Here is a 12,098-nt window from a genome sequence, read left to right on the forward strand (position 1 = left end):
GTGCAGCATGACAGACAGAAAAGCGGAATCGAAGCTTTCGCGTGAGGTTGTTCGCAACCTTGCGCCCGACATGGCGAAATCCGATGGCAAGAAGCCTACGCTGAGCCCGGTCGCTTATCAGATCGCCTCGCAATATGCCAAGGACACCAATTCGCCTGTCATGATCAGCGGCATCATGCGGATCATCGAGTTTCTGATCATCCTGGTTGCCGGCATCGCCGTGTTCATCATTTATGTCGGCGCCTCCGCATCCACCTTCGCTCATTATTCGCTGGCTATCCTCGCGACGGCGGTGGTGACAATCATGCTTCTTGAGCTCACGGACAGTTATCAGCTTGCCGTCATGCGCGATCCATTCAGCAAATTCGGCAAACTTGTACTCGTCTGGTCCGGCGCGTTCGCGCTCATGTCGCTCGCGGCATTTTTTCTCAAGATATCGGAAGATTATTCGCGCGTCTGGTTTGGCGCCTGGTACGCGTCCGGACTGGTCGCATTCGTTGTCTTCCGCGTGGTGATGTCGCGCCTGATACGGCGCTGGGCTCGCAATGGCAAGATGGAACGGCGTGCAGTGATCGTCGGCGGCGGCAAGCCGGCTGAAGACCTTATCCGGTCGATCGAACAGCAGCCCTATAATGATATCCGCATTTGCGGCGTCTTCGACGACCGCGATGCCAAGCGATCGCCGCCAGTCGTTGCCGGTTATCCCAAGCTCGGCAACATCTCCGAACTGATTGAATTTGCTCGCATCGCGCAAATCGACATGCTGATCGTCGCCCTGCCGATCACCGCGGAAGAGCGGGTGCTGTCGCTGTTGAAGAAGCTTTGGGTACTGCCAGTCGATATCCGCTTGTCGGCGCACAACAACCATTTGCAGTTCCGCCCGCGCGCCTATTCCTATATCGGCTCGATCGCGATGATCGACCTGTTCGACAAGCCGATCAACGATTGGGATTCAGTGGCGAAGCGGGCCTTCGACATTTTTTTCAGCGTGTTCGGCCTCGTGGTTTTCAGCCCCGTCATCATCGCCACCGCCATCGCCATCAAGCTGGAGAGCAAGGGTCCGGTAATCTTCAAGCAGCTTCGGCACGGCTTCAACAATGAGGTCATCGAAGTGTGGAAATTCCGCTCGATGTTTACCGAAATGTGCGACCCGACGGCACGCAACGCGGTGGTGAAGAACGACCCTCGCGTCACCCGCGTCGGGCGGTTCATCCGCAAGACATCGATCGACGAACTGCCGCAGTTCTTCAATTCGCTGATGGGGACGCTGTCGCTCGTCGGGCCGCGGCCGCACGCGATCGCTGCGCATACGCACAATCTGCTCTACAATGAGGTTGTAGACGGGTATTTCGCGCGGCATAGAGTGAAACCCGGCGTTACCGGCTGGGCGCAGATCAATGGCTGGCGCGGCGAAGTCGATACGGACGAAAAGATCCGGATGCGCACGGAATTCGATCTTTACTACATCGAGAACTGGTCGCTGTGGTTCGACTTGAAGATCCTGTTCCTGACGCCGGTGCGCCTCCTCAACACGGATAACGCCTATTGAGCGCCGCGACTTATCAGGCACGGCGGGCAAGCGTCGATCACGCCGCGAAAAACCGTGCACTGATCCGGTTGATTTCGACTTTTGCCGTGGGGCTCGGCGTGTTCCTGAGCGGTTTTGTCATCGATGAGCCCGCCCCTTATGAACTTTATATGGCAGGACTCATCGGCGTGTGGGCGCTGTTCGGATTGCGGTTGTCGGCTGCTGTTGCGGCCCTCCTTGCCATTCTGGTGATCTTCAATATTGGCGGTCTCGTCTCCATGGCGCAAATGCCCGATCTGAAGACAGCGCCGATGTATATCGCCGTTTCGCTCTTCCTCGGCTTCACAGCCGTGTTCTTCGCGGCCATCATCGACGCCGATCACCGCATCCTCCCGGTCATGTTCAAGGCCTACATACTGGGCGCCGTCGCAACCTCGCTGCTGGGCATCCTGGGGTATTTCGATGCTTTCCCCGGCGCCGGGCTTTTCACGCGCTACGGCCGCGCGATGGGTGCTTTTCAGGACCCAAACGTGTTCGGTCCCTTCCTCATGCTCCCCCTCGCATGGCTGGTCCATGGGGTACTCGTCGGCAATATTCGCGCGCTACCGCTGCGGCTGATCCCGATACTCATATTGACGCTCGGGATCTTTCTGTCATTCTCCCGCGCGGCATGGGGCATGGCTGCCCTGATCATTGCCGGGCTTGCACTGCTGCTCTTCATCCGCAATCCGGATCCGGTGTTCCGGGCGAGGATCATCCTCATGGCTGGCCTCGCCTTTGTTTTCGTACTCCTCGCGGTGGTCGTTGCCCTGCAAATCCCAAGCGTCGCCGACCTTTTCACGGCGCGCGCGCAACTCGTGCAGGACTATGACAACGCCCAATTCGGGCGTTTCGCCCGGCACTGGTACGGCATGCTCATGTCGATCGATCATCCGCTCGGTATCGGTCCTCTGGAATTCGGACCCGTTTTCGGCGAGGACACGCATAATATCTGGTTGAAGGCCGCCCTCGATTATGGCTGGATCGGCTTTGTCAGCTATCTGACATTGACCATGCTGACGCTGGGCCTCGGCTTGCGCATTCTCTTTCGCGACCGCCCCTGGCAACCCTTCCTGCTCTGCGCCTATCTTGCCTATGTGGCACATGTCGCCATCGGCAATGTCATCGACACGGACCACTGGCGCCACTTCTGGCTTATCGTTGGTATTATCTGGGGCTGCGTTGCGCTGGAAATGCGATACCAGCGAACAGCGATGGGATCGTTGCTGCACAGCTCAAATGCCGCTGAAAAGCCAGGCCGAGACTAGTTCTCCTGCAATTTTGCCGCCTCGGCAGCCTTTTTCCGTGCCATCGCATCATTCGTGGCTGCAGCCGCGGCGCTTGCCGCGTGATCCTCATTGCCGGCAACCTGGACGGTCGGGGAAGCAAAGCCGATGCCATTGGCTCCAAAGGACTCCCGAATCATCGCATAGGCACGCCGCCTGATCGTCGATTGATGGCCGGGCTTCGTCATCATGGCGAAGCTCAAATTGATACCATAGTCGCCAAAGGCCTCCACACCCTTCATCTTGACGGTCTCGATGATGTGAGGTCCGAGTTCCTCATCTGCGAGCAGTTCTGCACCGACCACCTTGACCAGTTTTTTGACCTTGGCGATATCAGTGTCGTAGTTGACTGAAATCAGGAACTTGTCGATGACCCAGTCGCGGCTCATGTTCTGCACGGCGCCGAGCGAGCCGAATGGAACCGTGAAAATCGGTCCGCGATGATGGCGCAATTTCACCGACCGGATGCTGAACGATTCGACCGTGCCCTTGTAGCTGCCGCTCTGGATATATTCGCCAACGCGGAAAGCATCGTCCATCATGTAGAAGATGCCGCTGATGACATCCTTCACCAGCGTCTGCGAGCCGAAGCCGATGGCCACACCAAAAATACCGGCGCCCGCGATGAGCGGCCCGATTTCAACACCCAGTCCTGACAGAAACATCATGATCGCAATAGCGCCAATGAGGGCGGCGAGGAAATTCCTCAGGATGGGCAGCAGAGTTTGCAGCCGTCCGCTGCGGGCAAGCTCCGCCTCGTCACCCGCCGTAAGACGGGCACGCTCGATACGCCGGTTGATGTAGCTTTTGATCATGTGCCAGATCAGATCGGCACCGAGCAGGATGACGATGCCGCCAAGCACCCCGCGGATGATGCGATTGACGTTCTCGTCGCCCATCATCATGCTCGAATGATAGTGGAAGACGACGGCGAGCCACGTTACGGCAAGCGCGATGATGATCGCACGCACGCCACGCTCGACAAGAACCTCGTAGACGACGTTTCGAGCCTTGTCCGCGCTCTCGGAGCCGGCGAAGGACGATTTCATGATCGTGCTTGTCGTTCTCAGGACGGGCGGAATCACCAAGGCATAGATGCCGATCCACAGGAGCAACGGGGTACCGGCAACCCAAAGCAGCCACAACAGGCAAAGGTAGAATGTAAGCATCCATTCCTTCGCCTGGTGTATCCGGGCAGTGGCTGGCGACGCCGGACGATTCCACACGGTTTCAATGGCCACGGCCAACAATCCAAGGCCAATAATATAGACAAGCAGGCTTCTGACATTGGGCGTAAAGTTCAGCGCCGTCATCAATCCCGCTGCCGCCCAGCCAATAAAGAATATGGCAGAGAACAGGGCGACGCGCCGATGCCAGAACACGGCATTGGCATCATCCATCGGGATCAGCCGCATTCTATCCGGTTCGTTTGCGCTTTTGGCGCGCTGACCCGTGCCAAGTACGACAGCGGCACAACGCATGATCACGCGCCATGCAATCAGAGCCACGAGCATTGGAAGCACCAATCGCGCCAGGAGCGGCGGCCAGGTGAAGGAAAGAAAGATCCCGAGACTGGCTACGGCAAACACCACCAGCGGCGCAACGCCAAGGAATATCGATCTGCCTACGACGTGATGCCGCGCAGGCAAGGCCTGGTTATCCGCCGCTGCGCGCACGGCATTGCGCCGCCCTGTCCGGCTGACCAGGGTGCGGAAGATGAATTCAGCACCAAAACCGAGCGCCGCCAAGGCAATGAACAGGAGGAGAACCGCTCCCGGCCGATGCCCGTTGATTTCGGTCATGATGGTGTCGCGAGCGCCTTTCATCTCCACCGGCACGGCGGGCACGGCTTGCCGCAAGCCGCGCAGATGCCCCCGTACGGCCTCGGACCAGCGCATGAAGTCGTTCGCCGACGCTCCCATCTGCATTTCCGGTTGTGGTGCGTTCTTCTTTGCGATCCACGCTTTGACTTCGGGATCGTCGAGAAGTTTCAAGAGCTGCTCGACTTTTTGCGGTGGTGCCTCGGTGGACGGGGTCTGTGCAAACGACACGGCTGCAAGAGCAAGGAACGCGAGGGCACTCACCGCGAGAAAGACACGCAGGTTTGCGGCCACTGCCCGAAACACGATAGAACTCATGCGTTTGCCCCCTGACAGACTTTCGCACGGATTATGCCTGCAAAATACTGCCCTGTCTCAGGAATAGCACAGCATCACGGGAGCCGAAACAAGATGTCCGCCGCGTTTACCAGTTCCCCCAAAATATGTGCCGCAGCGGCTCGCGGCCCTATTGCTGCCAATCGTCTGGAGCTACATATAAGTTCTGCAATATGAGGGAGGAACCGCCATGACCCGGATCGAATACAGATTGCACGCCTTTGATCTCGCGAGTCCATTCGGCTTTGCCGACGGCAATATGTTCGGGCATCTTCTGCGGGAGAAACTCGGCAATATCGCACCCGACAAACGCGCTGTTCTGATCGAATGCGTCAAGCGCTTTCTTCTCCCAGCGCTGCCACGCCGAATAAAGACCATCGTTGTCGGTTCGCACAATCCCATACGTATTCCCGATGGCGAGACAATCGACGATATCGAAGATTTTACGGTCGGCGTCAGGGAAGATCAGGTATTGGAAGTCGCCGCGGAACTCGCTTCAAGGAGCAAGTGACCCGGGGAGGTCGTACTTGGCAGTATCAAAGCGATTTTTGCACGCCGGATTATGCAAGAGCTGGTCCACCCGGGGTTAATCTACAATTGCGTGCTCGTCACGGTTGTACACCGTCCCTTTTTCTTGTATCGACCGTCGCAACCAGAACCGTGAGCGAATGGCGCACAGTCTCGCTACTTCGGCTTGGAGCGAGTCAGCAATTTGCAAAAACTTATCATTCAGATTCCTTGCCTTAACGAAGAAGAAACGCTGCCCATCACCCTGGCGGATCTTCCACGGGAAGTGGAAGGTTTCGAAACCGTCGAATGGATGGTCATCGATGACGGTTCCACCGACCGCACGGTAGCCGTCGCCAAAGAGTGCGGTGTGGATCACATTATTTCGCTTCCACACAACCAGGGTCTCGCGAAAGCGTTCATGGCAGGAATAGAGCATGCGTTGAGGCTGGGTGCCGACGTCATCGTCAATACGGATGCCGACAATCAGTACGACGCAACCTGCATTCCGGATTTGGTCCGTCCCATTCTGGCAAAGCAGGCCCTGATTACCATAGGCGCGCGGCCGATCGACACGATCGAGCATTTTTCACCCATGAAGAAGTTCCTGCAAAAATTCGGAAGCTGGGTGGTGAAATTCGCAAGCGACACGCAGGTCGCCGATGCACCAAGTGGTTTCAGGGCTTTTCACCGCGACGCGGCGATCCGGCTGAACGTTTTCAATGCCTATACCTACACGCTCGAAACGATCATCCAGGCAGGACGCAAGAACATCCCGATCGTGTCGGTTCCAATCAGAGTGAACGGGGATCTTCGGCCGTCGAGGCTGGTGAAGAGCATTCCCAGCTACGTGCGCCGTTCACTCATCACCGTGATCAGGATTTTCATTGTCTATTGTCCGCTGCGAATCTTTGCGACAAGTGCTTTGATTGCCGCTCTGCCCGGACTGATCATGACGCTTCGCTTCCTTTACCACTACTTCAATGGCGAAGGGAGCGGGCATATCCAGTCGCTGGTTCTATCGGGCGCACTATTCGCGATTGCAGGTGTGCTGGCTATCGGCGGCATTCTCGCCGATCTTATCGCGACCAACAGGCAGATGCTCGAAGATATAAAACTGAACCAGCTCAGGGACAGTCTGGAGCGGTTGCAGACGACCGCTCGAGCCGACAACTGAAACGGAAACGCGAGAAGATGGCATCTGAAAACGACCTTGTTGCTTACGACAACGTTCCCGGCAACTATTATGACAAATACAACACGAAGAATCCCGTTGCACGCTATCTGATGCAAGGTTTCCTGTCGGCATTCGATGAACTGACAGCAAGCATCGACGTCAAAAGATCCTATGAAGTCGGTTGCGGTGAAGGGCATTTGTCCATGCGGCTGCATGATCGTGGTTGGGATGTCCGCGGTAGCGATCTTGAAGCAATAAGCGTTGCGGAAGCAAACACACAATGCGCACAACGCAACGTTGAACCAAAATTTGAAGCCGTTTCGCTTTTTGACCTCAAGCCCCAGTTTGCGGCCGAACAATTGGTCATCTGCTGCGAAGTGCTGGAGCATGTGCCCGATACGGAACGGGCTTTAGCAGTTCTCAAGAGTCTTGCGTCGCCCTACCTGCTGGTCAGCGTTCCGCGAGAACCCATCTGGCGCATTCTCAATGTCGCCCGCGGAAAATACATCAGCGAACTCGGCAATACGCCAGGGCACATCCAGCACTGGTCGTCGGCCGAGTTTGTTTCGATGCTTTCGAAGACCATGGAAGTTGTGGCGGTGAGAAGGCCATTGCCGTGGACGATGGTTCTTTGCCGCTGCAATTGAGACTGGCGAGCCAGCGTCGGGATCACGCCCCTCTCCTTCTGTCAAAATGAGTTCGAAAGAGCCGAATGCACTATAGAAGCAACCTGCGGTCTGTTCTGGTGGTGGTGCTGATAGCGCTATGCGCACTTTATGTTTCGCTGCTCTGGAACACAGTGCCTTATTATCAAAGCAGCGGCGGAATAGCCTTGTGGCACAGCGGCTTCGCCGAATCACTCGCAAGGAGCGGGCCGTTTGCGTACCCTCCCCATCTTGCCTTCCCCCAGGGCGCTCCTATCGCTCTGGGCGCCAGTCTATCGTACCTGCAGTACATCCTGATGGCGCTGTTTGGAATGGGCGGCCTGGACAGTTACTCGGTTGCCGGCTTTCTCTTTGCAGTCGCAGCAGTAACTGGCTGCTATTTTTTTGCAAGAGGGCTTGGCGTCAGCAGGCCACTGTCGATCGCTTTGGCCGTGCTGTTTCTCTCGCAAGCGTTCTTTTCACTTCACGTAATCGGTTACGGGGCGGTCGGTTTCGGTTTCGGCTTTTTGCCGGCGTTTTGTGCGGTGTTCCGATACGTTTGCAACAATCATGAGGGCGCACGATCGACCATAATATTGAACGGTGTCCTGTTGACGTTCACGATGATTTTCTTCGCGTTCCTGGACGGCTATTCGTTTGTAATGGCAGTGGCGATCGGCGTCGCATTATTGGTCAGCCAGTCACTATTTGAGAGAGGCACATGGAGGATCCACTTATGGAATCTCGCGCTTCTCACCTTCGCCAGCGGGATCGCCTTCCTGCTTTATAATGCCTATGTGCCTGCCGTTGGCTTGCCTGGCTACCCATTGAACATATTCGCATTTCTTTCCGTTCATATTCCAAGCCTGTTCCGACCAACAGCAGGATATAGCATCTTGTACGATTTCCTGGACCTCTCCAAGGTTCGTCTGGCCACAGAATATGTCGGCGCTGGCCTCGGAAATCACGAATCGGCATTTCTCTCGATTACAGCGCTGATAATCCTGGTTGCATCGTTCTTCATCAGAATCGCCAAAGTCTGGAGAATTGCCGCTCTACTCCTGATAGTTGGTGGGGGATTGATGGCGATTGGCCCGGTGCTTCCCGAAAGCAACGGTGAGTTCCAGGGTTCAAAACTGGTGTCTGCGGAGCGGGCGCCGCTGATAACGATGCCCACATATCCCCTCTACACTTCGGTGCCAGGTCTCGACCAAATGCGGGCGACGTACCGCTGGCTAGCCGTCGTAAAGCTGGGATTCTGGATTTTAGTCTGCCTGTTCTGTGGATACCTGGCTTCGAGGTTCCGACATGGTCAGGCGATCGCGTTTGCGATGATTGTCCTGATGACCCTCGAGACCTCGCGTCCGCCACTGGGGCAATGGCTCGCCGGAAAAAAACAGTATGACATGGCCAACAGCCTGCAACGCGACCTTACGGCGGATATCGAAACGTTCGTGCCGCCGGGGTCCAAATTGCTCGTATTGCCAATCACCAACGATTTCGTCGTCCACGCCGTCGCTGCGAAGGCCGGAGTCTACACTTATAACGTCGCCGGTGACAAAAACCTTTTGATCGCTGCATCCGAACGACCGGCGGAAATAACGGGAATTTCCGAGGCAGGTGCCTGTCTCCTGAACCAATTATTCGTAGCAGCCGAGCGGGGCCAAATCGATTTTCTTGCATTCAGAATGTTCGATAGTCACCGCGGTCTTCGCGGCTGGATCTGGCCGCCGTCGAAGGCCGAGATCGAAGAGAACGCAAGTGTGGCATTACAACTCTCGAAGGATGTGCCGCCTGCTTTAGTGTCGAAGGGAAAATTTTTCTGGTTCGTCGATGCACATAAGGTCGATCGATCGATGACCAAGAGTGGATGTCCTCAAAGCTGACCGCCGCTTTATCTCCGGGGACCAGATCGCCATCTAACGACGGAGTCGATGACCGCAACGAGGGCGTCGCCCCCAATGGTGGAAAGCCTATGGCCGATAGCCACCGCGGCGGCGGTAGATACGGGCAAGCCGATCGCGGTCATCCCGGCTATGAGGATTGCTTCTCGCGCTCCAAGTCCCCCGGGCGCGCCTGGGATAACAAATCCCAACAGCCATGCCGCAGAGGCTATTCCTATGATCGGCGCTATCGAACCCGAATAATCGTGACTGGTCGCCAGGAGAGCAACCACCATGACGCCGTTCAGCAGGAAGAAAAGCACGTAAAGAATGAACACATGAACTGCGGCCAGCACATTCGACTTCTTGTTCAATGCCGATCGAAACCTGGAAGAAGCCGCGACCGCAACTACCAGCGCGGTGATTGTCGCGCATAGAAAGAAAATAATGCTTGTCTTGCCCAGATGAGCATGGAGGGTAGAAGTCGATAACAACGCAGCCACCAGAAGCGCTGCCACCGAAATCACCGCGATTTCTCCAATCTGGGAGAATGCCAGAGCGCCATGAGTGACCCCGGCGGCTTTTGCAAGGGCGTATCGTCCGACCATGTGGAACACATTACCGGGGATGTATTTGTAAACCTGCGAACGGTTGAATATCGACAGTGCCGCCGGTTTCGAGATCGAGTCGGGTTCGACGGCGACAATCATCCGGTACCAAGCCAAACCGACCAATTGCAGCGCGGCGGCATACAAAAGTGTCAGCGCTCCTACTACGCATATGAAATTGAAGGAGAGAACATCATCGGTCACCTGCCCGAAGGAGGTGTAGATCGATGAGAATACGAAAATGAAGGATGCAATTGTGACAAGAATGCCTGTGAGGCGAAGTGCAAGCCTCATGGGTCAGTGCCGGCTAGGCGCGTTCAACACCAGGAGTTGGTTAGCCCATGCGAGGAAACGCTCATAATGCACCACACTGAGACCAGATTGCTGTGCCAGCCTGTGAAGCCCGCGCCGATCGAACATTTCCTCGTGTTCATCTGCTGCGCCACTACTGAACAATCCGATTTTTGCTCCCAGATCGTGGGCAATGCGGAACGCCTTATGCGGTGTCGTCAGAACGATGTTTCCGCCTGGCGCCAGTTTTTCTGCCCATTTTTCCAATTCTTTTTGCGGATCCGACAAGTGCTCGAGCAATGCTAGCGCGACGACCGTATCATATTGTGCGTTGTCCGGGAGCGAGGTGCAAAAACCATGCGCCGGGAAGTCCCGCCTCGCCACTTCGATTGATTGATGGTCCTGATCAAACCCGGTGTACTTGTCCTTGTCGACAAAGGCGGCTAGGGCTCCGCTACCGCATCCAACGTCGAGGACTGTTCCCTTGAGCCATGGACGGGCTGCATTCAGTCGCGCCGAACGCAGGACCGGGGAAAAAAATCCTTGGGATGCTTGATCTGCCACTTCTCTGTCTCCACTAGAATTCGATGACCCTTATACAGAGGCAGGGATGCAATCAAGCCTAGTGAACGGCAGCCGAGTAACAGCGAATCCAAGCCATTGATCAACGATTGCTTACCTGGTTTGTCACCCTGAACAGCCTGGGGGACCGAAAGGGAAGGACGCAAATCGCCTGAGTCTTCGAATTCCTGGTCGGAGTGGCCGGATTCGAACCGACGACCCCTTGACCCCCAGTCAAGTGCGCTACCGGGCTGCGCTACACTCCGAACCGCTGGAAGCCCTAGATTACCGGGCCTTTTAACGCAAGGGGTGAAAATAATAAAAAGAACAAACTGCACATAAATGCCTGTCGCGGGACACGTGGCTATTCAACAATCCGCTCATACAATTCCACGGCGTCGCCCTTATAGGTCGCGGTGCGCAAAATCTTGTAACCGAGCCGCGCTGCAACATGTTTCGATGGATCGTTCCACGTGTTGATCATACAGACTGTGCGCGATGAGATTCGCCTTGAATCGAACCAGTCCAGCGTCGCCAGCATCGATTCTGTGGCCACGCCTTGCCTGTGCCACCCATGCTCGACACGCCACATCGCTTCCGGCACACCGTCGTAAAAGGCGCCATGACCTCGGCGAAAGTGAGCAAGCCCAACCTCCCCTATTATGGTGCCCGATGCGCGATCAACAACTGTGAATGGACCGAAATCGTATATTGCCCAATGCCCGATCCACCGCAACAGGCGGTTCCAGATGTCTTCCTCGCTTAATTGCGGCTGGCCGACAGGCTGATCCGGATCGTTCACCCAAACAGACCTGTAGGCATCAAAGTCACTGACGCGCAGCGGGCGGAGAAGCAGTCTGTCTGTTTCGATCATGAATTACATCATTCGACGTGCGGCACTCCGGACTTGATACAAGTTTTCCGTAGCAAGTCCAACATCAATGCTTCTCTTGAAAACACCGAGACATGGGTATCCTGCCGATCTGAGTACGCGTATGTTGCTGCCCAACCGGTTCAAGATTTGACGTGCCTGACGAGAGAGATGTGCAATGGAACGACCCGAACCCAACAGTGTGGATGAGGATGCAAACTGGGAGGCGCTGGCCAATTTCGTGGAATATTCGGGCATCAACAAGGACCGCGGCGAACGATGCCGGTTAGAGGCCGACGTCTCATTTCGAAGCGATCGCAACGCCGATGAACGTACGCGGGTTCACATCAGTTTTCGCGACGATGAAGTTTCCCCTGTTCGATTTACCGAGAAAGGGGATCTTAATCCCGTCAATGTCCATACGGAATTCAGGCTGACATCGTCCATTTTCACGTACGAGGACGGAGAACTGCATATTGCCGGGTCTTCGCCGAAGCTGGGCGATTATAGAGTCCGCATCACGCCAGTCTAAGACAGATCTACCAAA

At 56.0% G+C, this 12,098-nt stretch carries 11 protein-coding genes and 1 tRNA gene; 7 read left to right on the forward strand and 5 right to left on the reverse strand.

Features of this window, described 5'->3' with window-relative positions; all coding sequences use genetic code 11:
* The first annotated feature begins 7 nt into the window (after window positions 1-7).
* Entirely contained in the window at window positions 8-1,549 is a 1,542-nt protein-coding gene (locus CU100_RS12910) for an undecaprenyl-phosphate glucose phosphotransferase (RefSeq protein WP_106716937.1), read from the forward strand.
* Window positions 1,546-2,835, forward strand: coding sequence for an O-antigen ligase family protein (locus CU100_RS12915; protein ID WP_106716938.1), 1,290 nt, complete (start codon window positions 1,546-1,548; stop codon window positions 2,833-2,835). Before CU100_RS12910 ends, CU100_RS12915 begins: the two co-directional genes overlap by 4 nt.
* Here the strand turns inward: CU100_RS12915 and CU100_RS12920 are convergent.
* Window positions 2,832-4,991 (reverse strand): mechanosensitive ion channel family protein, encoded by a 2,160-nt coding sequence (locus tag CU100_RS12920; RefSeq protein ID WP_106716939.1) that lies wholly within the window; start codon window positions 4,989-4,991, stop codon window positions 2,832-2,834. The two genes, CU100_RS12915 and CU100_RS12920, sit on opposite strands and share 4 nt — an antisense overlap.
* 208 nt (window positions 4,992-5,199) lie before the next feature.
* On the opposite strand from CU100_RS12920, the gene CU100_RS12925 reads away from it, so the two are divergent.
* The 4 genes from CU100_RS12925 (at window position 5,200) to CU100_RS12940 (ending at window position 9,223) form a co-directional block, all read left to right on the forward strand.
* Window positions 5,200-5,520 (forward strand): hypothetical protein, encoded by a 321-nt coding sequence (locus CU100_RS12925; RefSeq protein WP_106716940.1) that lies wholly within the window; start codon window positions 5,200-5,202, stop codon window positions 5,518-5,520.
* 201 nt (window positions 5,521-5,721) lie between these two features.
* Window positions 5,722-6,693 (forward strand): glycosyltransferase family 2 protein, encoded by a 972-nt coding sequence (locus CU100_RS12930; RefSeq protein WP_106716941.1) that lies wholly within the window; start codon window positions 5,722-5,724, stop codon window positions 6,691-6,693.
* Between the two features lie 17 nt (window positions 6,694-6,710).
* Window positions 6,711-7,340, forward strand: coding sequence for a class I SAM-dependent methyltransferase (locus tag CU100_RS12935; RefSeq protein ID WP_106716942.1), 630 nt, complete (start codon window positions 6,711-6,713; stop codon window positions 7,338-7,340).
* Window positions 7,341-7,405: 65 nt separating this feature from the next.
* The gene (locus tag CU100_RS12940) at window positions 7,406-9,223 is read left to right on the forward strand and encodes a hypothetical protein (RefSeq protein WP_106716943.1); all 1,818 of its coding nucleotides are present in this window, start codon (window positions 7,406-7,408) and stop codon (window positions 9,221-9,223) included.
* An 8-nt stretch (window positions 9,224-9,231) separates the two neighbouring features.
* Here CU100_RS12940 and CU100_RS12945 read toward each other — a convergent pair whose 3' ends face one another.
* From CU100_RS12945 to CU100_RS12960, 4 genes are all read right to left on the reverse strand, one after another.
* Entirely contained in the window at window positions 9,232-10,122 is an 891-nt protein-coding gene (locus CU100_RS12945; protein WP_106716944.1) for a lysylphosphatidylglycerol synthase domain-containing protein, read from the reverse strand.
* 3 nt (window positions 10,123-10,125) lie between these two features.
* On the reverse strand, window positions 10,126-10,683 hold the full coding sequence (locus tag CU100_RS12950) for a class I SAM-dependent methyltransferase (RefSeq protein ID WP_106716945.1): 558 nt from the start codon (window positions 10,681-10,683) through the stop codon (window positions 10,126-10,128).
* A 186-nt stretch (window positions 10,684-10,869) separates the two neighbouring features.
* Window positions 10,870-10,946 (reverse strand) — tRNA-Pro (locus CU100_RS12955).
* A 98-nt stretch (window positions 10,947-11,044) separates the two neighbouring features.
* Complete coding sequence (locus tag CU100_RS12960; RefSeq protein WP_106716946.1) at window positions 11,045-11,554, reverse strand: GNAT family N-acetyltransferase; 510 nt, start codon at window positions 11,552-11,554, stop codon at window positions 11,045-11,047.
* A gap of 175 nt (window positions 11,555-11,729) precedes the next feature.
* Here CU100_RS12960 and CU100_RS12965 point away from each other — a divergent pair, with 175 nt between their 5' ends.
* On the forward strand, window positions 11,730-12,083 hold the full coding sequence (locus tag CU100_RS12965) for a hypothetical protein (RefSeq protein WP_106716947.1): 354 nt from the start codon (window positions 11,730-11,732) through the stop codon (window positions 12,081-12,083).
* Window positions 12,084-12,098 lie beyond the last annotated feature (15 nt).

It is taken from the genome of Phyllobacterium endophyticum (assembly GCF_003010935.1).
Taxonomy (GTDB): domain Bacteria; phylum Pseudomonadota; class Alphaproteobacteria; order Rhizobiales; family Rhizobiaceae; genus Phyllobacterium; species Phyllobacterium endophyticum.

Bases quoted from the DNA above. Each gene is read 5' to 3' on its own strand.
- CU100_RS12945 (WP_106716944.1), bottom strand. From the start codon at position 10,122: ATGAGGCTTGCACTTCGCCTCACAGGCATTCTTGTCACAATTGCATCC.
- CU100_RS12960 (WP_106716946.1), bottom strand. From the start codon at position 11,554: ATGATCGAAACAGACAGACTGCTTCTCCGCCCGCTGCGCGTCAGTGAC.
- CU100_RS12940 (WP_106716943.1), top strand. From the start codon at position 7,406: ATGCACTATAGAAGCAACCTGCGGTCTGTTCTGGTGGTGGTGCTGATA.
- CU100_RS12935 (WP_106716942.1), top strand. From the start codon at position 6,711: ATGGCATCTGAAAACGACCTTGTTGCTTACGACAACGTTCCCGGCAAC.
- CU100_RS12920 (WP_106716939.1), bottom strand. From the start codon at position 4,991: ATGAGTTCTATCGTGTTTCGGGCAGTGGCCGCAAACCTGCGTGTCTTT.
- CU100_RS12965 (WP_106716947.1), top strand. From the start codon at position 11,730: ATGGAACGACCCGAACCCAACAGTGTGGATGAGGATGCAAACTGGGAG.
- CU100_RS12925 (WP_106716940.1), top strand. From the start codon at position 5,200: ATGACCCGGATCGAATACAGATTGCACGCCTTTGATCTCGCGAGTCCA.
- CU100_RS12910 (WP_106716937.1), top strand. From the start codon at position 8: ATGACAGACAGAAAAGCGGAATCGAAGCTTTCGCGTGAGGTTGTTCGC.